Genomic DNA, 23,907 nt, shown 5'->3' with positions numbered 1-23,907 from the left:
AACTATAAATTTTAGTTTCCATCGTGGCAGTAATAGCCCGTAGGATCCAAGTTGCCCATCCACAATCCATAACCCAAGCGATGCGATTGTATTCAGGGAAAAGGTAATGATTGCTTTTGAAATGAATAGCGCCTCTCCTAGAGAGCGGTGGGCAATGTTCATTCTACTAGCTACTATAATGATCAAGTAACGAAACCATGCTAAACACAGCTACTGAAATCATGGATCTGCTGCTCTCTACCTATGCTTCGCAACAATTTGATTTAATTAAGCTTTCATCTGCTCTTTCTACACCGCTTATCGCACTCCTAGGAGTTCTAATTGCATGTGGTCAATTAAAGACCGCAAGAAGAAAGCTAAAATTAGATTTATTTGAGAAAAGATTAGAGATCTTTCAAACAGTAAGTAAGTCTTTGAGCTTTGCAATATTTGAAAAATGCTCAACGGAAGAAGAGAGGTTATTGTTTTGGCAGGCAGCTCAAAATTCAAAATGGCTATTTGATGAAGAAATTTCTACACAATTGAAGCTCCTTTTTTCTGAAACCGACAAAATCGCTCGCATGCAAGAACGCAGGAACTTCTTAGCTGAAGAGTTCAGGCTTAAAAAAGATGCGTCCAGTCAAATAGAGTTAGACAAGATGGATCAAATGCTTACCGAGCAAAAGAAGAAGCTTGCCAAACTGCAGGCTGAACTGGAACTTAGTCTGTCTCCATTTCTCAGTATTTCATCTCTCGCAAAGGATTAAACTTAATAGCCTTGATAAAGAGCCGTAGGTTGGGTTTTACAAAATTCAACCTACGGCTTGATTAGCGGCTGCAAATACCAGGGCGAGCACGCGCATTTACACGATTGCGGGTTTCAATGAGGGAACCACAAGCTCGATAGCAATTGCGCTGATCACACTCCAAATAACTGCTATTAACCCAGCCTTCGATTCCTGCGACGCGGGAGTTAGGCCCTTCCAAAACTCGAACACAAGACCAATTGCCTTGCTGACGGTAAACCTCAACCATGTTGTAGTTATCCAAGCCAGCGCGGGATTGACCACCGGGGCTGTTACGAACAGCAAGCTGTCCTTGCTGAAGGTTCACGACATAACAAACATTAACCAAGGGAGCTGTGGGGTCAGCCTGGGATAGCTGCATTTCATCCGATCGAGGGGCTTCCGCTTGGGCGATCGGGGCGAGTGCCAACGGAAGCAGCAATGAACCGAAAATCCAGAAAAGCTTCATGGGGTTCGTTGAGGGCAGATGTTCGAATCGTATCACTTATTCAATTTTTGAAAATAAGCACTTATTTAAGATTCCCTTAAAAAGATGCTGAAGAGAAAGTGCAGATGCTGACCACAGTGGATAGGCGAACTGGTTACCAACCGCCTACAGCGAACCGATCGCCCAATGGGCAAACGCCACCACCTCATCAATTTGATCGGTTTGCGCAGGATAGACAATCGAAGGGCGATCGATCACCAGCAACTGCACGCCTAATTCCCTTGCCAACGCTTGTTTGAGATCCAGCCCTCCCGCTGCCCCGGCTGCTTTAGTAACAACCACTTCGATCGCCCGATTTTGCCAGTCAGCTCGCTCTTGGGCCGGATCCACCGGCAGGCGCTGGCCAATCACCTCTGAGCGATCGAACCCGAGGGCGATCGCCTGGGCCACGGACTCCGGCAACACCCGCACCCACAAAGCCGCCACCCGATCGCGCCAGGGCAAAATCTGCGGCAAGGCCTTCACCCCCAAAGTGAACAACACCAGCCGATCGCGCAGGAATCGATCGCACAATGCGGCGGCTAGATTGGGCAATTTCAGGGCCGGCGGCTCCAGGGGAATGGCGGGCCGCTCAAATCGCAGATAGGGAATTGATCGAAGGGCGGCGGCGGCGATCGCTTGCTGGGAAATTTCCGTGGCGAAGGGGTGGGATGCGTCGATGATGCCCCAGATGGCGCGATCGGCTAGCCAGGGCATGAGGTCAGCGGGAGCAAACGCGCCCGATCGCACCACACCGTTTAAGCCGTCATAGAGCCGCGCGGCCGCCGGGTTCACCACCGTGGCAATCCAGGGCAAACCAGCGCGATCGAGGGCTTGGGCAAGGGTACGGCTATCGCTGGTTCCGCCAATTAACCACAACATCAAGGGGCCAGAGCCTGCCACTCAGGGAAACGAAAAATTTAGTAGTGCCTGTGAAGTAATGATGAGTCATCAAGCGATCAACAAGGGGCATTGTGGTGATCAATCAATTGCTAGCTTGCTGCTTCGTGACGGGAAAAAGACAGGGTTCGCCAAACCAAACGACAGATCCGCTAACGCAATGCATGACTCAAATGCATGACTCAATTGTTGCTAGGTAATTGATCAATCTGGTTTCTTGGCCCGCAAAGTGCGACCACCTGCAACCGCCACATAAGATTCGATCCAAGATTCAGAAACCTGCGCGACCCGCGCAATGGCTGCTTGGGAAAGGCGCTCTAGGAGCAGACGATCAATGAGCGCAATCTGCTCGGGTGTGACTCGTTTCTGAGTAGGGTGCTCAATGAACTGTCGGCCACAGGCTTTGCATTTGAAGCGTTGCTTGCCGTTGTGGATGCGACCATTTTTGACCGTGTGGCTGGATTGGCATTGAGGGCAAGCAGGCATGAACTGAAGTCATAGATTACTGCTGCCAGGTTAGCATCATTACTCCACAGGCACTACTAAATAACCCCCATCATCCTGAGCTGAAACCGCAGTTGCTTGACGATACCCATCCAAGGACAGTTATCCTATACTCGCGGTTGAAGACATAATTAGCTGCCTTGTCTAGGCTCATATTGTATGCAAGCACAAACTATTCAAACTTATCTCAAAGCTTGCTCAAAAGAAGAACTCGTGCAAATTTTGCTTGATTTGGCAAAGCGCAATCCTCCTGTTGAGCGTTTCCTAATTGCCAAGTTTGACCCCACTACACCAATATCTGAATTTGATGACTATAAGGCGGAAGTCCGAGCTGAGTTTTTTCCCAAACGTGGGTTCGGAAACGGCAGTCCATCAATTGTCCTTCGTATGTTGCAACGTGTCGAAGCCGAGGCCATCAGCCCGAAGCAGGTGATCGATTTTATCTATTACTGTGTCGAAACTGGGGTGGAGTTTACCGCTGCCTACGGAGACATCAATGAAGAGTACTATATATCCTTCGAGGATCTCTTCGAGCGAGCTGCAGAACTTGCAGCGAGCGAAAACTTGATTAATGAGTATGAGGCGCGTGCCCTGCGCATTGTTAAAAGCACAGATAGGATGGGGTGGGGATTCTATGACAACTTGGAGGACATCTTCAAAAGGTACTTTCCTGCGACCGATGAAATCTAACACACCACTATTGCGACCATAAAGCTCTGGTAGACATGAGTTTTAGGAGTTTAGCGAGTTATCAATCCTGAGTTGGGCGATCGCCTCCAGATCAAGACCCGTTGTGCGACTAATCGCTTCATCATCCAACACACCCAACAACTGTCGGGCGATCGCCCGTTGCGCCGCCAGTTTTCCTTGCTCAATGCCCTGCTCGATGCCCTGCTCGATGCCCTGGCTGAGAGCTTTTCTAATTGAATTACGCTGATCCTGAATGAAAATTTCCTGATGCTCCAGCTCATCAAGCTCTTGAGCATTCAGGTTGGCTTGGTTTGCGATCGCAAAAGCTTTTTGAATCTCTGGAATCGCCTCCATACTGGGTGGCACAGACTCTAGCTTTCGGGCAGCTTTCAAAAAATACAACCACTTATCCATCAAGGTTTCTAGATCTGGAAGTTCCTTTTGGAATTTGGGTAATTCAATGAACACCAGCTCAATATCATAGATTGACGAATAATCAGTCAGATAGGTTCTCTCTTTGAGAACGAAGCGCGAAATGAGTTGATCTAGCTCAGGAAACATCTCAAAATCAACGATCGTGAGCGCAATCACCGGTTGCAGATCCGTATAACCATCCCCGATCGCCAATTGATTACTGTAAGTTTTGGCAGCATTGTAGAGAATGCGTTTTTGGAAACCTTCGACATTTAAGACCTGCATTTCAATGATCACCGTCTCGGTTTGGCCGTGACTGTCGGCGATCGTTGCTTTAATGTCGAGATAAGTATCTTTGAAGCCACGGATTCGTGGCCCAAGATGAGGATTGAGAATCTCCAGCTCGCGAATGGTGGAATTTCCCTCATATAAAACCGCATTCAGAAAGCTAATTAAAATATCCTGACTCTGCTCGGAGCCAAAGATTTTTTTGAAAGCATAATCAGTTTTAGGATTGATAAAGCGCATAGTTCTTCTCGATAGAATTAGAAATGCTACGCGATCGCTAGTCAAGCTATTGCCATCATAGCGATTATTGATGCGATCCTTGGGTTAGCAGAACATTAAACCTGTTAAGTGCGATCGCCCCCAATTCACCAAAAATGAACAGGGCGATCGCTTTGTCCCAGTCGATCGCCCCGATTCATTCCCTTTTGATGAATTAGATAGCTTGCCCTAGCTGCCGCGATGGCGCTGGGCGATCGTGGCAATCCGCTGACCATATTTCTCAGCCGTTAAGCGATCGCCTGGGTGAACGATCGCTTCACCACCATTGGGATTCAGATCGCTTTGACCCATCACCCCCAAAAACGACCCGAGGCGATTCACCCCCTCATCACTGCCCACGTATTGACTGGGCATTTCAGCCGCCCCCACCCAGATCATCCCGTGCTGGGCTGCATTAATCGCCATGTATAGCAGCGTGCCCTGCTTGTCACCGCTGGGGGAGCCGGAGTGGGTGAACCCGCCAGCGATCTTGTCCTTCCACTGTTGGGCAAACCAAGCTGAGCTGGCCGCATCCACAAACGCCTTGAACTGGGCCGCCACGCCGCCCATGTAGGTGGGCGACCCAAACACGATCGCATCCGATCGGGTCAAAGCATCTAGCATCTCCGGATCTTTCCAACGCCCCTCGGTAATCTGCGCGCCGGTAATCCGCAGCAACTCGGCCGTCACACCGTCCACTTGGCTGGCTCCCCGCGCCACCGATTCCGCCATCAGATGGGTGTGCCCAGATCCCGAAAAGTAGACCACTGAGATCGTCGTCATAAAAACCTCAATACGGACTGGAAACGAGCGGCCTCGGCCCGTAGCGTCGATCCTAGAAGTCAATGCCAACTAAAGTAAAGTAGGAACCTAAAAGTAACTAGCTTCCTTTTTACGCCCAAAATTGAGTCTGGAACTGCTTGCCCATGCCTCGCCCCTCCAAAGAAGTGAAGTGCTGCCCCGTCAGCCTGTTGATGGATATTTTGTCTGGCCCCTGGACGCTATACCTGCTGTGGGTGATGACGACGAAGGGGCCGATCCGTTTTGGAGCTTTGAAGCGGCAAGTGAAGGGCATTTCCACCAAAGTGCTCACGGAGCGGCTGCGGCGGCTGGAGCGCGAGGGGCTAATTTATCGCCACTACGAAGCGACCGTGCCGCCCCAAGTTAGTTATGGGCTGACCGATCGGGGGCTGGAACTGGTGCAGGTCTTGGATCAGCTCGGCGACTTGGCCCTGCGCTGGTATGGCGACGGAGCGATCGCCCCGCTCAACCCCGACTCCGAGACCGGTGAAATTGTCGTTAACTATCCCTAGGAATCGATCGCTCGACTATCCCGGCTAGCGATCGCACAGGCTGGGTACAACAGGCGATGATTTTGCCAAGTTTGTAAAGCCCTATAATTTCAGCAGTAGGCACAAGAAATAGCGCTCAACCTAATCTATGGCTCCGATCCACCTGCTTGATACCCGCACCGCCAGTTTTGGCGACCTACTGGGCAATGGTAAACGTTATCAAGTTCCGCTATTCCAGCGTGATTACTCTTGGACTGAAGAGAATTGGGAAGATCTTTGGCAGGATATTTTGGGCTTACACCAGAATCCCAAGACTAGCCATTACATGGGAGCAATCGTCCTACAAAATTCTAGAGAGTCTGATAAAGAATTTACTATTATTGATGGTCAACAGCGATTAGCGACTCTGAGTATTATCGCAATTGTAGTCATTAATAAAATTAAAACTCTAGCAAGTCAGGGCAACAAACCAGAGGAAAATCAGGAGAGACAAGAAATTTTGAAACGAACCTATTTGAGTGATAAAGATTCTATTTCATTACGTTATTCAAGCAAGATTCGTTTGAATGACAATAATGATGGATTTTACCAAGATTATCTAATTAATTTGAAGCAACCAAGAAATATTCGCTCTCTTCCCAAATCAAATCAACTCATTTGGCAAGCCTTTGAATATTTTTCAAAACAGATTGATCAACATCCAGAAATAGTGAAAAGTGGGGAAAATCTTGCTGAATTCCTCACAGATATTATTGCTCGTCGGCTACTATTTATTCAAATCAGCGTAGAAGATGAACTCAATGCCTATACAGTATTTGAGACTTTAAATGCGCGGGGACTGGAGCTCAGTTCAACAGATTTACTTAAAAATTATCTATTCTCGCTAATACGAAGTCCGGGTGACTTGAAGGCACTACAGCGCCAATGGCAGATGATTATTAATACCGTTCGAATGGAGAAATTTCCTGAGTTCCTGCGGTACTATCTCAGTCTTGAGCAGCCATGGGTTAGACGAGAACGACTTTTCAAAATTGTTCGAGAATCTGTCAAAAATGGTCACCAAGTGTTTGACCTAATAGACCAACTTGAAAGCTACAGCAGCCTATTTGTTGCTCTTGGCAATGCTCAGGATGATTTTTGGCGCGAAACACCTGTTAATCGGATCTATATCCGAGAGTTAGAGTTATTTCGTGTGAAACAGGCTTATCCGATTTTATTTGCTGCTCACGGCAAGTTTTCTGATGAAGACTTCACACGACTGCTGAAGCTGATTAGCGTGTTGTCTTTTCGATATACGGTTGTTTGTGGTCTGAATCCCAGTGAGCTAGAGAAGGTTTATAACCAGGTTGCGATCGCGATTCAAAACTCAGAAATTACAACTCCTAAACAAGTCTTTGAACAATTGAGATCAGTTTATGTTTCTGATGAGAAATTTGCACAGGACTTCGAGCTGCTGACGGTTTCTACGAGAGGGCAAAAGAAAAAATTAGCTTGCTATATTCTGTGGAAACTTGAAAATGACGTGGCTGATCCACCAATCGATGAAGAAAGTTTCTCGATCGAACATATTTTGCCTGAATCACCGGAGCAGGATTGGCTCGATGATTTTACCGATTCTCAAATCACTGATATGGTGTACCGACTGGGTAATTTAACTCCCCTGGAGCCGCCTCTGAATCGCCAAATTGGGAACCAGCCTTACACCACCAAGCGGGATGTTTATCCAACGAGTGCCTATCGCCTAACTCAAGGAATTTTGGCTGAAGAATGGACTCCGAATGCGCTGGCAAATCGCCAGAAACAACTGGCTAAGCGAGCAGTACACATCTGGCGATCGGACTTTGCGACCTAGAAGCAATTGCCAATTAATTTCGCTACTTAATCCTAGGAATTGATCGCCTGGAATTGCTCCATCAGCCAGCGGATTGTGTCTGCGTCATCGTTGCGATCGGTGCGCTCCAAGGCCTCCGCGACGATCTCCATCGACAGCCCCGGCAACACCTGGGATTCCTCGATCGCCCGACTGCCCCGATCGGCGATCGCGAAAGCGATCACCTGTCGCTCATTGGCGTTGATCACCCAATATTCCCGCACGCCCAATTGTTCGTAGAGCAAGCGCTTGGGGCCGAGATCGTCGTTGAAGCTACTGGCTCCCACTTCCACCACCAAGTCCGGCGGCCCAAACCGATCGAGGTCGATCGGCTCGTTGCCCTTGGGTGGCCACTCGGGGCGATCGCCCACATAAACCGATAAATCGGGCTGGCATTCTTGAGCGCCGGTTTTTCGCAAGCTCACGTTCAAGTAGCGCACCACTCGCATCTGCCGTACCAAGGCGTAGAATGCCACAATGTCGGTGGGCGGCAGGTTTTGGCGAGCGTGGTCATGGCCTAAAGGTGTCATCTCAAAGCGCATCCGGCCGTTGTGGTAGTAGCTGCGGCGATCAGGTGGGGCGGCGGGGTCATGGGCGATCGCCAGGAATTTGTCCCAGGTGGCGGGCAACCATTGATCCAGCGGTGGATCTGTAATGGTGGCTGGTGGTGGCGTTGTGGCAAGGGTCATGGGAGAGTCCCCCAGCGATCGGGCGGTGACTGTTTCCAGTGTAGCGAGGCGTTTGATCGCAACCGGCCAACAGGGCTAATCAACAGTTGATGGCCATTGGTTGACGACCATTGATGGCTATTCGGCCCCAATCGGCTAAACTACGGTTAGTCGATCGGAAAACCGGCTTATTAAGCCGTCAGATTAGCCATGACCGCTGTTGCTTCCCTCCATCATCCTCTTCTGTCCAAAGGAACCCGCCTGTTTTTGCGGCGATCGCCCTTGCCCCTCGCGCCCGATCGCCTGTGGCAAATCGAATCCGGCGTGGTGCGCACCTTGGCTTGGTTAGATGACGAATCCTTGGTCACTTTGGGGCTGTGGGGGCCCGGCGACTGGGTGGGCGCGCCCCTCTCCAACGTGGCTCACCACCACGCCGAGTGTCTGACAGATGTGAAGGTGCGGTCTGTGCCGATCGGTCAATGGGCCCCCAACCCTTCAGACCTGTTACGCCGCAGCCAACGCACCGAGGAACTGCTAGCCATCCGCAGCTATCGGCGCGTTGAAATGATGCTTCTGAAATTGTTGGACTGGCTGGGGCAACATTTCGGCCGCAACACCCAAAATGGTCGCGAGATTGACTTGCGGCTGACCCATCAGGATTTTGCCGATCTCCTGGGAGCCACCCGAGTCACCATCACCCGCGCCTTTGGGCAGTTAGAGCGCCAAGGATTAGTCACCCGATCGCTCCATCGAATTGTGTTGTGCCCCGATCGAACATGGCACTACGAAATCTAGTTCTCCCTCGATCGCGCAATAGCACCCAGATGCAACCGGCAAATCATGATTGGTGGGAGACCTAGGAATTGATTGAGGATCAATTCCTAGCCATGATTCCTAGCCACGATTCATCGCAGGTTCTGGGGAAGTGAATTGGGGAACTTAAGCTGAATCTCGAAATCCCAGCCGATTACTGACTAAGTAATAGGGCCGCTGTTTTACTTCGTCATAGATTCGACCAATATATTCTCCTAAGATTCCTAGGAAAACCAATTGAATTCCTCCCATGAAAAAGGTTGTGGTCAAACCATAGGCCCAATCTAGAAAGCTATGGCCCAAAACAAATTTGAAATAGAGACCAATCAACCCCAAGGCAAAGGCAATCAGCGCACAAAGCAGACCCACATAGACCGTAATTCGTAAGGGAATGACGGAAAATGAGAAGATGCCATCAAAGGCCAATTTAAACAATTTGCTGATAGTAACCCGAGGTTCGCCACTGAAGCGGGGCCCCCGTTCCACCACCACTCCCGTTTGCCGAAACCCAGCATAGGCCCGCAAACCGCTGAGGTAGCGATTACGCTCGGGCATGGATCGCAGAGCCGCCGCCACTTTGCGATCCATGAGCGAGAAAATTCCAGCATCAAGGGGCAAGGTTAACCCAGACAGATAATTTAAGAGCCGATAAAACAATCGAAAGGCAAGGCGTTTAAGGATGAATTCTTTGCGTTTACGACGAATGGCATAAACCACATCATAGCCCGCTTGCCACTGTTCCACGAAGGATAAAATGGCGCTGGGTGAATCTTGTAAATCACCATCCATTAAGATCACCGCATCCCCTTGAGCGTGATCAATGCCAGCAGCAAGGGCGCATTGATGACCAAAGTTGCGAGAGAGCTGCAAGAGGCGAACTTCAGGATCGCGATCGATCAAATCCTGCACAATTTTGGCAGAGTGATCAACACTACCGTCATCTACAAAAATAATTTCAGCGGAATCTGCTAGTTGATCAAGGGTGGCGCGGAGTTGTTGCCATAATTCCAAGATTGTTGCTGCTTCATTAAAAATTGGAATCACAATCGAGTAGCGAGGTTTCACGGTGTTTACCCTGTCGAACCGCTAGAGAGTATCTGAGAATTATCTTGGGAAATGTGTGCTGATTGATAACTTTGAAATTGATAATCTTGAAAAGGATGATTTTTAAAAGTAAAAGTGCCCTCTGATGAAAAAAGCTGAGTCATCAAGGCGATCGGGTGGTGGTGCGGTTCCTAGGGTTGATTGAACTGGGATTTAACTGGATTTTGCGGGGCGATCGAACCCGATGACTTCTGACAGGGTATAGAGAGGGCGGCCTTTGACTTCTTCATAAATTCGCCCCACATATTCCCCCAAAATGCCAATGCTGACGAGCTGGACAGCTCCGAGGAAGAAGATGGCGATCGCGATCGCGGCAAAGCCTGTAACGGGGGATTGGGGTTGGGAAATGCGCCAGTAGAAAACCATGGCGGCCATGACCAGGGCGATCGCAGCGGAGAGCAATCCCAGGTAAACCGACAGCCGCAGGGGCGCTTTGGAGAAGGACACTAACCCATCGATCGCCAGCCGCGCCGATTTGCGGAAGGTATATTTCACTTCTCCGGCAAAGCGTGGATCGCGGTGAAACTGCACGGCGGTTTGTCGAAAGCCCACCCACGATCGCAGGCCGCGGATATAGCGATTGCGTTCGGGCATGGTGTTGAGCAAGTCCACCACGGCGCGATCGAGCAGGCAAAAATCCCCCGTATCGGTGGGAATTTCAATATCCGCCAGTTGCTTGAGCAAGCGATAGAACCCATAGGCGGTGAACCGTTTGAACCAGGTTTCTTTCTGACGGGAAACCCGCTGGGCATAGACCACTTGATAGCCCGATCGCCATTGTTCGAGCATTTCAAAAATCAGTTCCGGGGGGTCTTGCAAGTCCGCATCCAGAATCACCACCACTTGGCCTCGGCAGAAGTTCAAGCCGGCCGTGACAGCGATTTGGTGACCAAAATTGCGGGCTAAGGAGAGATAGCAAACCCGAGAATCTTGGGCTTGCAGCTCGCGGATCATGGCTAGGGATCGATCGCGGCTGCCGTCATTAATTAACACCAGCTCAAAGGGCCCATCCAATTGCTCACCCACGGCCACCACGCGCCGATATAACTCTGCGATCGTTTCCTCTTCGTTGAAAATGGGCACAATCAGCGAGTAGCGCGGGTTCATAGAACAAGAGCCTAAAGGTCGCAGCAGCAGGGATCGGCTCTCAGGATACGCTGTCTTTGGCCTGGCGTTCAGGTTTCTGCGAACTGGATCAGGGGGCAGACTTAGCCGATCGCGCCGGGAACCAATCCCAACAACACCCCTGCGATTGCCCCGCAGGCCAACACCTGCCAAGCCGCCAACCGCCACCGCAACAGGCCCACCATTCCCAAAATCAAGAGTGCCCCGGTGGCCGCCGACAGCCAAGCCACCCCCCGATCGATTTGGAGAGCGGCCTGCACCAAAGGCAGAGTAACCGCCAAAATGGCCCCGAGCACGGCGGGTGTGATCCCTTGCAAGAAGGCGCGTACCCAAGGATTATGGCGCGATCGCCGCAACAGGGGCGCGGCCAACCCCACAAAGCCAAAGGAAGGCAGAAAAACCGCGACGGTGGCGGCGAGGGCCCCGAGAACACCGGCCACTTTGTAGCCCACAAAGGCGACGGTGAGCAGGACAGGGCCGGGGGTGACCTGCCCGATCGCCACGCCGTGCAAGAACTCGGGACGGGTCAGCCAGCCCAACCGCTGCACCACTTCCAATTCCAGCAAGGGCACGATCGTTAGCCCACCACCAAAGACCAGGGTTCCCGCCCGCAAGAACGTGCTGATCAGTTCGGGGCCGTAGGTGTGGATGCGTTCCCAACCCCAAAAGCTGGCAACGGTCAGGGATTCCGGCGGCAAGGCGGCAACAAAGGTGGGCAGCAAGATGCCCCAAGGGCCGATCGCCCCTAAGGCGGAGCGGCGCGGCCCAAAAAACACCAACCCGGCTAGTCCCGCCAAGACAAAGGCCCACAAGATTCCCCCAGTGCTGAACCGCAGCAGCCCAAAAGTGCCCAGGGCGATCGCCCAGCGGATCCAAGGGCGATCGCCGCCCAGCAAAACCTTGCGCCCCAATTTCCAACAAAAGGTCAAGACAATGGCCACCACGGCCGGGGAAATGCCCAAAAACAGGGCGGAAACGGCCGGTAATGCCCCATAGCGAAAGTAGGCCCAAGCAAGGGCCACCACCATCACCCAAGCGGGGGCAATGAAGCAGAGGCCTGCCAACAGGGCCCCGAGCCAACCGGCACGGCAATAGCCGATGTAGATGCCGAGTTGGGTGGAGGCGGGGCCGGGCAACATTTCGCAAACGGCAATGCCTTCGGTGAATTCTTCCGCCGTTAGCCAACCCCGCTGCACCACCACGGCTTCATTCATCAACGCCATGTGGGCTTGGGGGCCGCCAAACCCGGTCACACCCAAGGTAAGAAAGAGGCGGGCCAGTTCCCGCAGTCGATCGGGCAAGGAAGGGGTGGGCGATGCGGCAGTCATGGGCCAAGCAAACTCCATCAAAACCATCACATCCCAGCAGCCTAACGGACAGGGCGATCGAACCTAGGTATTCTGGCCAACATTGCTCTTGATTAGCGATCGGGCAATTTGGACAGTCAGGGATCGTAGGCTCAATGGGTTGATTGGGCACAATGGCGCTGCAAAATCACGCGGCAACGTTTTAGTTCGATCGGGCTAATGAACGGATGATTGCAGACGGTTAATCACCAATAATCACATAATCACAGAAGTTTGATTGCAAACGGTTAATTGCAAACGGTTAATTTCAAATCAATAATTTCCACCGGCTCAGGCGGTGGTGTTGGCAAGCTGGAGACTTTGACCTTGACCCTTTCCCCGATCGGCGATCGCTTTTACACGGCCGATGTATTTACAACCCAAGCCTTTGGGGGCAATCCCCTGGCGGTGTTCCCGCAGGCCAGCGGCCTGAGCGAGGAACGAATGCAGGCGATCGCCCGAGAGCTGAACCTGTCGGAAACGGTGTTTGTTTTGCCGCCGGAAACGCCCCAGGGTACTCGACGGCTGCGCATTTTTACGCCAGGGGGCGAAATTCCCTTTGCTGGCCACCCCACGGTGGGCACAGGCTATGTTTTGGCCAAAATTGGCGAAATTAGCCTCACGGGTGATGACACTCGTTTGATTTTTGAGGAAGGGGTGGGGCCCGTGCCGGTGACAGTGCGATCGCGGGCGGGACAACCGATCGCCAGTGAGTTAACCGTGGCTCAATTGCCGGTGGTGGAACCCTGGCAGGGAGATCGCGCGGCCATGGCTCGGGCGATCGGGCTAACGGTGGCGGATTTGACCGTGCCGGGCTGGGAACCGGCCACGGCTTCCTGTGGCTTGCCCTTCACGGTGATTCCCCTGCGCGACTTGGCGGCCCTGAACCGGGCCCGCTTGCAGATCGGCCCCTGGGAAGAAACCTTTGGATCCACGGCAGCCCCCCAGTTGTATTTGGTGACGGGGTTAACGGGCGATCGCCCCCTGACGGTACGAATGTTTGCTCCGGCCTTGGGCATTGCGGAGGATCCCGCCACCGGCTCGGCGGCAGCAGCCTTGGGGGGCTATTTGGTTCAGGGGCGATCGTTTCCCGACGGCGAACCGTCTTGGGCCATTGCCCAGGGGGCGGCGATTCAGCGGCCCAGCGAATTAACTGTGACGGTACGAATCGCCCAAGGGAATATCACCGAGGTGCGCGTGGGGGGCAGCTCGGTGCTGGTGTCGGAAGGGGTAATGTATCGCGCCTAATTCTGGCTGCCTAGTCCTGGCTGGGTAAATAACCCAAACGATCGAGCGCGGCCAACACCTGTGCCGTGCAATCCTCTAGGGAATCCCGATCGGTGCGGCATTCCACCTCCGGTTGCTCCGGCGCTTCGTAGGGATCATCAATGCCCGTGAAGCCTCGAATCAAGCCCGCCCGCGCCTTGGCATAGAGGCCCTTCACGTCCCGCGATTCGCAAACCGCCAGGGGGGCATTGACATAAACTTCCACAAACTGCCCAATCATCGATCGCACCTCTTGGCGAATGGCGCGATAGGGCGAGATGGCGGAAGCGACCACAAACACCCCATTCCGAGTCAGCAGATGAGCCACGAAGCCAATGCGCCGGATATTTTCATCGCGGTCTTCTTTGCTGAACCCCAGGCCCTTGCTCAGGTGTTGCCGCACCAGGTCGCCATCCAGAATTTCCACGCGCTGCCCCCGGGCTTTGAGGGCCTCGGCCACGGCCTGCCCGATCGTGGTTTTGCCCGCGCCACTCAACCCCGTTAACCAAATGGTTGCGCCGATCGTCGAAGCTGGGTTTGCCGTTGAAGATTCCATATCAAACTGCTTTAAAAGTGCGTCTCATTGACACTCCCCGGTCTAAAGACGCGGGGATTTTTGAATGAATTCGCGAAAGACTCTCAAAGGCATTGTCAAAGTGCCTCTATCCGCCTGGCTAGGCCTCCAGGGGCGGCCCCGCACAGCCACGCGGCAGCAGCCCGCCCCGATCGGGAAGATTACTCAGCCGTAGATGAATCTTGTGAATTGGTGGTCTCTTCCTTGTCCGTTGGTTTCAGGTCGGGCACAAAGTCGGGCCGGTCTCTGCCTTCCCAGCCCGCCGGACGCTTGGAGTTGTACCAGGCGATCGACCCGATCGACACCGCCGCAATGAACCCCACAACATAGACCGCCACAAACGCCCAAGGAAAACCCTGGCTCACGCCGGGCAGTGCCAGCAACTGGGAGGTCACCAACGAGCCAAACAACGTCGGCAAGGAATGGCCAAACAACAGGGCGGTGTCCATAAGGATTACAAAAAGTTACAAACCACTATCCAAACACAACAATACCCTAAGGGCTACCACCGCCGTCGCTGGTGGTGGGGGGTGCGACGGGTGGTGGGGGTGCAACCGGGGGCGGCGGCGGTGCAGCCGGGGGCGGCGGGGCAACGGGCGGCGGCGGTGGGGCAACGGGTGCTGAACGAACCGGGGTCGCCGGTTCCGAAGTTCTGGAGCGGGCTGGGGCTACCGCCGGACTTGGGGCACTGGAACGCGGGGAACGGCGCTCACCTTCACCACGGCTCTCTTCGCCACGACCCGATCGCGATTCACCGCTCCGGGGTTGCGGGGAACGCTCCGATGAACTGCCGCTCCGGGGTTCCTCTTCGCGCTCCTCCCGTTGACGACGCTTCAGATCGTCCTCGGAAGCGGCCTGGCCTTCCCGGGAACCCCGATCAGCCCGTTTCTTGGGTCGGAAGCGACGGCCAGACAGGTTCGGCAGCTTGTCAAAGGTTTCCACCTTGAACCCCTTCACGGCCTCTTTCATGAAGTCGTTCCAAGTGGCCGCCGCCGCCGCACTGGCTCCATAGGTGGGTTGGTTATTGTCATTCCCCAACCAAACACCGGTCACCAATTGCGGAATGAAGCCAATGAACCAAAGATCCCGCGCCTTATCCGACGTGCCGGTTTTACCCGCCACCGGGCGACCTTCCAGGGCTGCGGGGGCCCCAGTTCCGTCATTCACCACCTGCTGCAACATCCAGTTGATGATCGCCGCATCGTTGGTGTTCAAGGCTACGACGGGGGTCGTTTTGTTTTCATAGATCACCTGACCTCGGCGATCGCGAATCCGCCGAATGCCGTAGGTGGGGAAATGTTTACCCTTAGCGGCCAATGTGCCATAGGCCGCCGTCAGTTCCAGCAAATTCACCTCCGAAGCCCCCAGGGCCAAGGAGTAGGTGGGCTTTAACTCTGACTGAATGCCCATCTTGCGGGCCAGGTCAATCACGTTTTCCCGCCCCACATCCAGCATCACCTTCAGGGCGATGATGTTCACGGATTTGGTCAAAGCCGCAGTGGCTGACTGCCAACCGGAGAACTTACCGCTAAAGTTTTTGGGTTCGTATCCCCCAATGCGATAGGGTTCGTCCGCATAACCCGCATAGGGAGACATCCCCGCTTGGATGGCGGCGCTGTAGACGAAGGTTTTGAAGGTGGAGCCGGGCTGCCGTTTGGCTTGGGTGACGCGGTTGAATTGGCTGGCGGTGAAATTGGTGTCTCCGCTGCCCACCATGGCTCGAATTTCCCCGGTGCGCGGATCGATCGCCACCAAAGCCCCTTGGGAAAATCGTTGATATCGACCGCGTTTTTGGACAGCCTCTTGCACCGCGCGGGTGGCGACTGTTTGCCAGTCGGGGCGGAGGGTGGTTTCAACGGTCAGACCGCCGCGCTCAATCACTTCCGAAGGCAGGTGTTTGGGCAGCTCTTGCAGGATATAGGACGTGAAGTGCGGGGCCGTGACGATCAGGCGGCGCGGAATTTTTTGGTTGAGGGTAATTGGCTCGCTTTGAGCTGCGTCCGCTTCAGCCGCGCTCAGGAAGCCGGCCACCACCATTCGATCGAGCACAATGTTCCGGCGCTCTTTGGTAATTTCCGGGTTAACCAGGGGCGAAAAATAGCTCGGGGCGGGAGCCAAACAGGCCAGGGTTGCCATTTCCGCCAGGGTGAGGCGATCGAGGCTTTTGCCAAAGTAAACCCAAGCCGCATCGGAAACCCCATAGGCTCCGGAGCCGAGATAGACCAAATTCAGGTAGCTTTCGGCGATTTGGTCTTTGGTGAGCGATCGCTCCATTTTGGCCGCCAACAGCGCTTCTCGCAGTTTGCGGGTGGCGCTGCGCTCTTGGTTCAGGAAAACAATCCGTGCTAGCTGTTGGGTGATGGTGCTGCCACCTTCCACCACCTCTCCCGCGAGCAGGTTGGTCCAGGAAGCGCGCAAAATCCCGATCGCATCAACCCCGTCATGCTCATAAAACCGCCGATCTTCAGCGGCCATAAACGCCTGGAGCAGCTTTTTGGGAATTCGCTTCAGGGGCGTTTTTTCCCGGGTTGCGGGCCCCTGTTGCTGCAAAATCGTGCCATCGGCAGCAATGATCGTGACCGTGCCATCTCGGGAAAACGTGAAGACATCTTGGGCAGAAGGCAGAGTATCTTCAAAGGCTTTGACGGAACGCCAGCCGGCCCAGCCAAGGGCAGTGCTGCCACCTAAAAAACTGATCCCAATCAGGATTCCCCAATATTTACCAAAGGAGCGGGGACGGCCATCGGAGGGGTGGCGGGTCGATCGGGAGGGCAAACGCAACCACCAAGGCCAAGGAAAGGCTGCCCGTTGTGGTGTGGCAACCGTTGGCGGCAGCGTTGGCAATGGATCAGCCGGAGTCGCTGTCGATCCCTCACCACCCTGGCTAGGGGCTGGTGGTAAATCTGTAAATCCCGAATCTGATTGACTCACAGCTTTTCCTCGTTGCTGGCCCGTCGGTGCAGGAGGAGAGAATGCGGCCCGCCGGTTGGCAAATAACTTAACATGACCCCAAGGAAGTCTGAGGAAAAAAGTCGCTCAATGACTTATGAAGTCTAACTTTGGGCTGATTTAGAGTGTAGAAGCCATTGGGTAATATCTGCCTCTGTTGCTTGCCTCTGTATAAGTTGCAAAATCTGCATCATGCCGATGAAGGTTTGGATTCGGGGCGATCGCCTGGAACGGTCTTGTGCTGGCAAATCGAATTGATCGCCTAGAACGATGTCACGCTGACTGGTTCGCAGCAAATTTAGTGCAAATCCAAAGTAAATCCAAAGCTAAGAGGCCGAATGCGCGGGGAATCTAGGGGCTGAAATGTTGACGAGAGAACGAGTTGAGGCGATGCAAGACCGATTCGATCGCGATGATCGTGGCCTTAAGCTGGGTTACTGACCAAAACTCATGAAGTTGATTGATTGCTCTATGAGCCTTCCCTCCCACGTCACCGACTTAAGCAATCAAGATTATTTGGTTTTGGGCTTGGCCACTTGCTTTCTCAAAGAAGAGGGCGAGTTGCAGTCAGTCAGCCTCATTGAGCCGATTCCTTCAGCAGCCCTAGAAACGATTTTGCAAGGCATTCCCACCTCTTATCAGTGGGCGATCGCCCTGCCGATCGAAGCGGCTTTGGCTGCCAGTGCGGCGGGACAGTTGCCGGAAGGGTTCCCGCCCGAATCCCATTGGTGTGCTGATTTTGAACCACGGGCGATCGCGGCGGCTCGCACCTACCGCAGCCGACCCAGCGCCCAACAACACATCCCGATCGGGCAACAGCGCACGGATTTGAATCACTCAGTCGATCGAAAGCGTGTTCTGAACGCCAACAGCATGGTGCGCCCCGAAGACAACGTGAAGCAACATGCCTACACCCATCAAGTGCTCTAGCCTTGGGGGTCAGCTAGCTGGTTGAGAGGGATTCAGAACTGCCGAGTCAGGATTGCCCAGCCCAGTCGGGACAAACTCACAGCTCTAGGGATGGGCATGGGCCTGCTGAAAATCCATCCGCAACCGCTGCACTGTGGAAGTGCCAATATACAAATCACACCAACGGGCCATCTCCCACAACACATGACCGATCGCTTCCTGGGACTCGTAGGCGTGGTCTTCGTAGGGCAGCAGCACCAGCCGCGCTGTTCCCCCTAATCCGCGCATGGCATCATACATCCGTTCACTTTGAATGGGATAAGTACCAGGGTTGGAATCCCGCTGACCATGAATCAGGAGCAGGGGTTCATTAATGCGATCGGCAAAGGTGAAGGGAGACAGACGGGTATAGGTTTCTTGGGCTTGCCAGTAGGTGCGTTGTTCGCCCTGAAACCCAAAGGGGGTGAGGGTACGGTTATAGGCTCCGCTACGGGCAATCCCGGCCCTGAAGAGATTGGTATGAGCCAGCAGGTTAGCCACGGTGAAGGCTCCGTAGGAATGGCCCCCCACTAACAATCGCTTGGGGTCGGCAATGCCGCGATCGACCACATAGTTCACCGCCGCTTCGGCTCCCGCGATCAGTTGCTCAATGTAGGTGTCATTGGGTTCTGCGCCGTTTTCACCCACGATCGGGAGGCTAGGATCGAGCAACACCCCATAGCCCAAGGCCAACAGAAACAGGGGTGAATCGGCTTCAGGGCGACTGAAGAAGTTGGCGGAGGTGGTGACCTGCCCGGCGGTGTTTCGATCGGCATATTCTTCGGGATAAACCCAAAACACCATGGGCAAGGGCCCATCCCGATCGCGTTCGTAACCGGGAGGCAGATAGAGCGTGGCGGAGAGGGGAACACCATCAGCCCGCTGGTAGTAGACAATCTCTTGCTGAATGTCAGCCAAGGCGGGGATGGGATCGGCAAATTGGGTCAAGGGCTGGGCTGGGCTTTCGGAACTGGCTAAGTTCCGCAAAAAGTAATTGGGAGCCTCGCGCTGGGATTGCCGTTGGGTGAGCAGTTGACCCTGACTGAGCAGGTCGATCGGATATTCATAGTAAGGATCAGTGGCCTGCCACAGCCGTTCCGTTTGATTGGTTACCAAGTTCCAGCGGTCTAAAAACGGATGGATGCCCTGAGGCGAGGCCCCTTGACCCACGAGGTAAAGGGATTGTTGATCGGTCGCCAGCCGCAACACCTCAAGACCATAGGGCCCTTGAGCCATCAAGGGGTCGCCGGGGTCACGGTATCGATCCTGATAGTTGCGATCGCCCCGCAGCACGGGGGCCGCGCCGGGGCGATCGGGAGCCACTTGCCACAACCGCACCCGCCGTTCATCGAACCAAAATTCCTCAATCAGGGCCAGGTTGCCATTGCCCCACCAGGCATAGCGAAACCGAAATGAGGACTGCCAAAGCCGCTGAGGTGGCTGATCCAAGGCAGTGGCTTCCTGGACGTAGAGAGCATCCCGATCGGTTGCGGCCTGTCCTGGATTGCCCCCGTCCAGGGCTTCAACCCAATAGAGCGTGGCGGGGCGATCGGTTCGCCACCCAAATAACCGTTTACCCGGTCGCACAGCATCAAAACCGAGCGGTAAGTTATCCGCCAAGGGCAAGCGGGTCAAGATCTGAGATCGCCCTTGGTTTCCTTGGTTTCGCCCTTGATTGAGGTGATGCAAGGCAATGCGACGGGGAAAACGATCAATCGGTACCTTATAGGAAAAAGGCGTTTCCACCGTTTCGACCAGCAGATGTTGACCGTTGGGCGAGGGTGTAACGTGGTCGTACAAATCCGGTGGGAGCAGTAATGAGCGACGACCCTGTAGATCAATCTGCTCGATCGTGGCGCTTAGGTAATGCCTCAGGAGGGCCTCATCATGGGGGCTGTTGAGCAGATTGGTGTAGGTGCGATTGGGCGATCGTTGTCCGTCGTGATCCTCAATGATCGGCCCCTCGGGCGGCACGGGCATGGGTGGAGGCGCACCCCGATCGGTGGGAATGACCTTACAAACCAAGCCCTCTGTCCCCGGCAACCAATCGCAGGGCGACCCATAAGCCCCATTCAAAATTGGCCCCGTCAACATTCGGGGGCTAGCCGTTTCCAAATCAATGACCCACAATTCCAGTCCGCGATCGGTTGTTTGAGTTAGGGCCAGCGATCGGCCGTCCCGTGACCAGCGCAGATTACTGAGGCGACTGTTAGCCGGTAAGGATACCGCCTGTCGTTGTCTTGTACTTAGCTCAGTAATTATTATGCCGCGATAGTAAGTCCCCAGCGAGGGGCCGTTCGTTTGGGGATTAATGCGCAAACCGGCCAAGGGTAAAGCCGGAGCAGCCAGATCAACAAGGGCCGCCATCCCCACCGGTAACAGCTCGATCGTGTAGCGCCGGTTAGGGGAAACCATCACGATCGGCGTGGCCGGTGCTTTCAGCATTTGATCGATCGGTGGCGGTGCGGGTTGCCAACGGGCCGCTCCAGTCACCGACGGTAACTTCACCGATGGTTGTGCCAAGACCGATGATTCAACCCATCCCCAACCCATGACTGTGGCCAAACATCCCAGAACTGACCACCAGCGCGATCGATATCGGCTCGATCGATCTCCATCCACCACAGGCCTCACACTCCTGACTAATCAAAAACGGCAAGCAATCCAACTCCACCAGTCGCATCAACCATGACCGCGTTCTTGTTTGCCCCTTAAAAATCAATACTCGAATCAATAAACCCCACGCTGACATCCCAGTCGGATCATGCTCAACACAAGCAAGATCTCAACTCAATTAACAAATACAAGGCGACCCCGTTTTTACGGTCAAGAATTCTCTTAAAGGCATTAATTTCGTTCTAGGTTTAATGACTTTAAGAGCCTAATTAACCCATCTTAGTCCTGATTACAGATCCTTTATAACCGATCCGATTTCCGTGAGTAGAACCAATGGGACGCAATCAAAAGCATCATTTTTTACATAGACAAATTGGCATTTTTTAAATCAGAGATTAGGATTTCACCACAACCTAACCCTGATCAGCCATTGATTAATATCCTGAATTTGACATAGTAATGACTTACGGAAAGCACCGCGTCAAAAATATAGCTAGCTTGACTAAATTTGCAAATATTTCAGAACCCTGATCAATTTCTAACATTTTCCCCAACGACTGCTGCCTACCTTCTGACACGGTTTAAGCGGGCGATCGTCCCTACACACCCAAAGAAAAACTCCCCAGACCCGGAATCCGAGCTGGGGAGGAAAGGCAGAGTCGAAACCCTGCCTTGAGAGTCAATCTGCCAAACCTTAGAAGATCACGATATCGCGACCGTAGGTCAGGTCGGTGACAGGTGCACCGCCCTTGAGCACTTGCGCGAACGGAATCGGCAGGAGATTGGTGCTAGTACCCGCAAACGCAGTGGGCACTTGGGGCGATTGCGGTAGGATGATGTACTGCACCGTACCGATGGTGTTTGCAACTGTCGGAGATCCCCCACTCTGCAGCAGTATGCTGCTAGTACCATTCCAGCTGGTACTAGCAAGAGTACCTGCTGTAACCCGGGGTGTTGGGTCATAGAAGAACTGGGTGCCAAAGCTACCTGCTCGGTTTGCATTTGAGGTAGAGGTAGCTGCGCGACCGTACAGAATGCCGGTGTCTTGAGCGTAGAACAACAGAGCATCTTTGCCAGCAATGTTGGTCACACTAGTTCCGGAAACTGATGCGACCGTCAGGAACTGACCAGGATCATTCGCGCTCGGAGCGCTGGTTCCATTCGAGAAGAGGCGACCTTCCAAGCGAATTTGGTCAACCCCAGCCTCAAAGTCAGTAATCGTATCGAAACCAGACAGCGAGTAGCCGTAACCTTGAATGGGAACTAAATTAGTACCCGTCGGGGCTTGAGAGCCGAACTGAGGAGTGACCCCTGTACCAAAGCCACCGGCTGTGCCATAGGCAATTGTTAGAGTTGCGCCGTAGGTCGGTAGGCTACTTGTGGGAATAGAAATCGGGGCGGTACCGGCAGTACCAACGCCACTGACAATCCCGATCGTACCAGCACCGCTGGAGAAGGTAAACGAAGCACCAGCAGTGCTAATGGCAGCAGTGCCCGGAGCTTCAGGAGCACCAATACCGGGGTTTCTAACAAAGTATGTCACCGTCTGGGGAGTCAGCGGGTTGGTTCCTTCGCCAATCGTCCCAGCAACAGGAATTGCATTGTTAGTAAAGGCAACCGAAGCAACATCGCGGATCTGAACGCCCCGGAACAGGAACACATCAGCGCCTGCGCCACCGGTTAGCACATCAGCGTTGCCCAGACCTTCTAGGGTATCGTTACCAGCGCCACCGGTCAGGGTATCGCGGTTCGGGGTACCGGTCAGGAACAAGCCAGTGCTGCCAGCAATGATCGTAAAGGGAGCGGTACCCGAGATGATCGTGTCGCCTTCACCAGGGTTGAAACCGGAGATTGCACCACCTGCCAACACGTTGAAGGTGTCGCGACCAGCGCCGCCCACCAGGGTGACGTTCGACCCTTGGGAGACCAGCGAGTCATCGCCAGCGCCACCTTGGATCGTGTTCGCACCAGCGCCGACCAGGGTGTCACCCAGGCTGCCGGCAATCAGCACGTTACCCGAACCCGTGATGGTGGGCAGGATTTGCAGGAAATTCTTGCCACCGCCACCGGAAGCGGTCGAGAAGGCAGCACCACCGTCAAAGGTGATCGTATCGTCGCCTTCGCCACCAGCCAGGGTGTTGTTAGCACCGGTGTTGCGGAGGATATCGTTACCAAGGTCGCCAGAGATGAAGGCACCCGAGCCGCTGGCGGTCAACACGTCAGCACCCGAGCCACCGTATACGGAGTCAGCGGCACCAGCCGTGATCGTATCGTTGCCTTGGTTACCGAACAGCAGGGTACGGCCACCACCGGTGATTGCATCGTCGCCGTCGCCACCGTAAACCGTTGCACCAGCAACGCCGGAGCCGCCGCTCAGAGCGATATTGTCATTGCCGCGATCGCCGTACAGCAGGCCACCAACGGTCGAGGTCAGGGTGTCGTTGCCTTGACCACCGTACAGGGTGTCGGCCCGATTGCCAGCTACCAGTGCGTCGTTGCCTTGGTTACCGAACAGAGCCGAAGGACCAACGGAGTTAGCAACCAGCGAGTCATCGCCTTCGCCACCGTACATGGTGTCGCCACCGCCAGCAGTCGAACCGCCGATGATACCAGTGGAGACAGACTCACCCACGATCGTGTCGTTGCCGCGATCGCCATACAGCAGCGAGCCGCCGCGGCTGCGGATAATGTCAGCGCCTTGACCACCGTAGATGGTGTCAGCGCCACCTTGGCTGATCAGCGAGTCAGCGCCTTGGTTACCAAAAATTGCGTTACGGCCGGCGGTGCTACTGACGAGCGAGTCAGCATCCCCCAGACCGATCAGGGTATCTACGCCAGACCCAATCAAAAAGTTGGGTAGGTTGTTGCCGAACTGAGTCACTTATTCCACTCCTCTGAAATTTGCTGTAGCTGTATGTCTGTGCTTGTACCAAACGATCGACAATTCAGCGTTGCATCCAGTGACAGGCAGCTTATGAGCTTTCTGTTGATCTGAGACTGCCAAAAAGACTCGTACAGCCAGCGCAAGTTT

Annotated in this window: 21 protein-coding genes; 7 read left to right on the top strand and 14 right to left on the bottom strand. The window is 54.0% G+C overall.

What is annotated here, in order from left to right:
• Positions 1-197: 197 nt before the first annotated feature.
• Positions 198-746: a hypothetical protein gene (locus H6G53_RS02120; protein ID WP_190530792.1), complete on the top strand. Its 549-nt coding sequence runs from the start codon at positions 198-200 to the stop codon at positions 744-746.
• Positions 747-807: 61 nt separating this feature from the next.
• On the opposite strand, the gene H6G53_RS02115 is transcribed toward H6G53_RS02120, so the two are convergent.
• The 3 genes from H6G53_RS02115 to H6G53_RS19120 all read right to left on the bottom strand — a co-directional run bounded on the left by H6G53_RS02115 (position 808) and on the right by H6G53_RS19120 (position 2,637).
• Positions 808-1,233, bottom strand: a complete 426-nt coding sequence (locus tag H6G53_RS02115) for an SH3 domain-containing protein (RefSeq protein WP_190530791.1) — start codon at positions 1,231-1,233, stop codon at positions 808-810.
• A gap of 144 nt (positions 1,234-1,377) precedes the next feature.
• Positions 1,378-2,154: a precorrin-6A reductase gene (gene cobK / locus H6G53_RS02110; protein WP_199309100.1), complete on the bottom strand. Its 777-nt coding sequence runs from the start codon at positions 2,152-2,154 to the stop codon at positions 1,378-1,380.
• 201 nt (positions 2,155-2,355) lie between these two features.
• Entirely contained in the window at positions 2,356-2,637 is a 282-nt protein-coding gene (locus tag H6G53_RS19120; protein WP_099533871.1) for an IS1 family transposase, read from the bottom strand.
• A 177-nt stretch (positions 2,638-2,814) separates the two neighbouring features.
• Between H6G53_RS19120 and H6G53_RS02100 the strand changes: the two genes are divergently transcribed.
• A complete protein-coding gene (locus tag H6G53_RS02100; RefSeq protein WP_190530790.1) occupies positions 2,815-3,345 on the top strand; it encodes a DUF6155 family protein in 531 nt (176 codons plus the stop codon).
• Positions 3,346-3,387: 42 nt separating this feature from the next.
• On the opposite strand, the gene H6G53_RS02095 is transcribed toward H6G53_RS02100, so the two are convergent.
• On the bottom strand, positions 3,388-4,287 hold the full coding sequence (locus tag H6G53_RS02095; protein WP_190530789.1) for an Rpn family recombination-promoting nuclease/putative transposase: 900 nt from the start codon (positions 4,285-4,287) through the stop codon (positions 3,388-3,390).
• A 207-nt stretch (positions 4,288-4,494) separates the two neighbouring features.
• The gene (locus H6G53_RS02090) at positions 4,495-5,088 is read right to left on the bottom strand and encodes a flavodoxin family protein (RefSeq protein ID WP_190353582.1); all 594 of its coding nucleotides are present in this window, start codon (positions 5,086-5,088) and stop codon (positions 4,495-4,497) included.
• 143 nt (positions 5,089-5,231) lie between these two features.
• On the opposite strand from H6G53_RS02090, the gene H6G53_RS02085 reads away from it, so the two are divergent.
• Both H6G53_RS02085 and H6G53_RS02080 read left to right on the top strand, forming a co-directional pair.
• Entirely contained in the window at positions 5,232-5,618 is a 387-nt protein-coding gene (locus H6G53_RS02085) for a helix-turn-helix domain-containing protein (RefSeq protein WP_190530788.1), read from the top strand.
• Positions 5,619-5,745: 127 nt separating this feature from the next.
• On the top strand, positions 5,746-7,449 hold the full coding sequence (locus tag H6G53_RS02080; protein ID WP_190530787.1) for a DUF262 domain-containing protein: 1,704 nt from the start codon (positions 5,746-5,748) through the stop codon (positions 7,447-7,449).
• A 32-nt stretch (positions 7,450-7,481) separates the two neighbouring features.
• On the opposite strand, the gene H6G53_RS02075 is transcribed toward H6G53_RS02080, so the two are convergent.
• Positions 7,482-8,156 carry a Uma2 family endonuclease gene (locus H6G53_RS02075; RefSeq protein WP_190530786.1) on the bottom strand — a complete coding sequence of 225 codons (675 nt, stop codon included), beginning with the start codon at positions 8,154-8,156 and terminating at the stop codon, positions 7,482-7,484.
• Between the two features lie 189 nt (positions 8,157-8,345).
• On the opposite strand from H6G53_RS02075, the gene H6G53_RS02070 reads away from it, so the two are divergent.
• Positions 8,346-8,930, top strand: a complete 585-nt coding sequence (locus H6G53_RS02070; protein WP_099533885.1) for a Crp/Fnr family transcriptional regulator — start codon at positions 8,346-8,348, stop codon at positions 8,928-8,930.
• 144 nt (positions 8,931-9,074) lie between these two features.
• Here H6G53_RS02070 and H6G53_RS02065 read toward each other — a convergent pair whose 3' ends face one another.
• The 3 genes from H6G53_RS02065 to chrA all read right to left on the bottom strand — a co-directional run bounded on the left by H6G53_RS02065 (position 9,075) and on the right by chrA (position 12,505).
• Positions 9,075-10,013, bottom strand: a complete 939-nt coding sequence (locus H6G53_RS02065) for a glycosyltransferase family 2 protein (RefSeq protein WP_190530785.1) — start codon at positions 10,011-10,013, stop codon at positions 9,075-9,077.
• Between the two features lie 192 nt (positions 10,014-10,205).
• Positions 10,206-11,159 (bottom strand): glycosyltransferase family 2 protein, encoded by a 954-nt coding sequence (locus H6G53_RS02060; RefSeq protein ID WP_099533889.1) that lies wholly within the window; start codon positions 11,157-11,159, stop codon positions 10,206-10,208.
• 101 nt (positions 11,160-11,260) lie between these two features.
• The gene (gene chrA, locus H6G53_RS02055; protein WP_099533906.1) at positions 11,261-12,505 is read right to left on the bottom strand and encodes a chromate efflux transporter; all 1,245 of its coding nucleotides are present in this window, start codon (positions 12,503-12,505) and stop codon (positions 11,261-11,263) included.
• A 345-nt stretch (positions 12,506-12,850) separates the two neighbouring features.
• Here chrA and H6G53_RS02050 point away from each other — a divergent pair, with 345 nt between their 5' ends.
• Complete coding sequence (locus H6G53_RS02050; RefSeq protein WP_234406980.1) at positions 12,851-13,771, top strand: PhzF family phenazine biosynthesis protein; 921 nt, start codon at positions 12,851-12,853, stop codon at positions 13,769-13,771.
• Positions 13,772-13,781: 10 nt separating this feature from the next.
• Here the strand turns inward: H6G53_RS02050 and cysC are convergent, their stop codons facing one another.
• The 3 genes from cysC to H6G53_RS02035 form a co-directional block, all read right to left on the bottom strand.
• The gene (cysC, locus tag H6G53_RS02045) at positions 13,782-14,345 is read right to left on the bottom strand and encodes an adenylyl-sulfate kinase (protein WP_190353589.1); all 564 of its coding nucleotides are present in this window, start codon (positions 14,343-14,345) and stop codon (positions 13,782-13,784) included.
• A 179-nt stretch (positions 14,346-14,524) separates the two neighbouring features.
• Entirely contained in the window at positions 14,525-14,812 is a 288-nt protein-coding gene (gene psb35, locus H6G53_RS02040; RefSeq protein ID WP_234406981.1) for a photosystem II assembly protein Psb35, read from the bottom strand.
• 46 nt (positions 14,813-14,858) lie between these two features.
• On the bottom strand, positions 14,859-17,294 hold the full coding sequence (locus H6G53_RS02035; protein ID WP_199291367.1) for a transglycosylase domain-containing protein: 2,436 nt from the start codon (positions 17,292-17,294) through the stop codon (positions 14,859-14,861).
• A gap of 489 nt (positions 17,295-17,783) precedes the next feature.
• Between H6G53_RS02035 and H6G53_RS02030 the strand changes: the two genes are divergently transcribed.
• Positions 17,784-18,242 carry a hypothetical protein gene (locus H6G53_RS02030; RefSeq protein WP_199309099.1) on the top strand — a complete coding sequence of 153 codons (459 nt, stop codon included), beginning with the start codon at positions 17,784-17,786 and terminating at the stop codon, positions 18,240-18,242.
• A gap of 84 nt (positions 18,243-18,326) precedes the next feature.
• On the opposite strand, the gene H6G53_RS19115 is transcribed toward H6G53_RS02030, so the two are convergent.
• Both H6G53_RS19115 and H6G53_RS02020 read right to left on the bottom strand, forming a co-directional pair.
• A complete protein-coding gene (locus H6G53_RS19115) occupies positions 18,327-20,885 on the bottom strand; it encodes a prolyl oligopeptidase family serine peptidase (RefSeq protein ID WP_347343077.1) in 2,559 nt (852 codons plus the stop codon).
• Between the two features lie 685 nt (positions 20,886-21,570).
• The gene (locus H6G53_RS02020) at positions 21,571-23,757 is read right to left on the bottom strand and encodes a calcium-binding protein (protein ID WP_190530783.1); all 2,187 of its coding nucleotides are present in this window, start codon (positions 23,755-23,757) and stop codon (positions 21,571-21,573) included.
• Positions 23,758-23,907 lie beyond the last annotated feature (150 nt).

Origin of the sequence: Limnothrix sp. FACHB-406 (assembly GCF_014698235.1) — a bacterium.
Lineage (GTDB): Bacteria > Cyanobacteriota > Cyanobacteriia > CACIAM-69d > CACIAM-69d > CACIAM-69d.
Note: the sequence above shows the minus strand (reverse complement) of the source record. Positions and strands in the feature narration are given on the sequence as shown.

Coding starts and splice junctions, on each gene's coding strand:
- cysC (WP_190353589.1), bottom strand. CDS start 14,345: ATGGAATCTTCAACGGCAAACCCAGCTTCGACGATCGGCGCAACCATT.
- H6G53_RS02075 (WP_190530786.1), bottom strand. CDS start 8,156: ATGACCCTTGCCACAACGCCACCACCAGCCACCATTACAGATCCACCG.
- H6G53_RS02030 (WP_199309099.1), top strand. CDS start 17,784: ATGAGCCTTCCCTCCCACGTCACCGACTTAAGCAATCAAGATTATTTG.
- H6G53_RS02115 (WP_190530791.1), bottom strand. CDS start 1,233: ATGAAGCTTTTCTGGATTTTCGGTTCATTGCTGCTTCCGTTGGCACTC.
- H6G53_RS02120 (WP_190530792.1), top strand. CDS start 198: ATGCTAAACACAGCTACTGAAATCATGGATCTGCTGCTCTCTACCTAT.
- H6G53_RS02090 (WP_190353582.1), bottom strand. CDS start 5,088: ATGACGACGATCTCAGTGGTCTACTTTTCGGGATCTGGGCACACCCAT.
- H6G53_RS02080 (WP_190530787.1), top strand. CDS start 5,746: ATGGCTCCGATCCACCTGCTTGATACCCGCACCGCCAGTTTTGGCGAC.
- psb35 (WP_234406981.1), bottom strand. CDS start 14,812: ATGGACACCGCCCTGTTGTTTGGCCATTCCTTGCCGACGTTGTTTGGC.
- chrA (WP_099533906.1), bottom strand. CDS start 12,505: ATGACTGCCGCATCGCCCACCCCTTCCTTGCCCGATCGACTGCGGGAA.
- H6G53_RS02070 (WP_099533885.1), top strand. CDS start 8,346: ATGACCGCTGTTGCTTCCCTCCATCATCCTCTTCTGTCCAAAGGAACC.
- H6G53_RS02060 (WP_099533889.1), bottom strand. CDS start 11,159: ATGAACCCGCGCTACTCGCTGATTGTGCCCATTTTCAACGAAGAGGAA.
- H6G53_RS02100 (WP_190530790.1), top strand. CDS start 2,815: ATGCAAGCACAAACTATTCAAACTTATCTCAAAGCTTGCTCAAAAGAA.
- H6G53_RS19120 (WP_099533871.1), bottom strand. CDS start 2,637: ATGCCTGCTTGCCCTCAATGCCAATCCAGCCACACGGTCAAAAATGGT.
- H6G53_RS02085 (WP_190530788.1), top strand. CDS start 5,232: ATGCCTCGCCCCTCCAAAGAAGTGAAGTGCTGCCCCGTCAGCCTGTTG.
- H6G53_RS02095 (WP_190530789.1), bottom strand. CDS start 4,287: ATGCGCTTTATCAATCCTAAAACTGATTATGCTTTCAAAAAAATCTTT.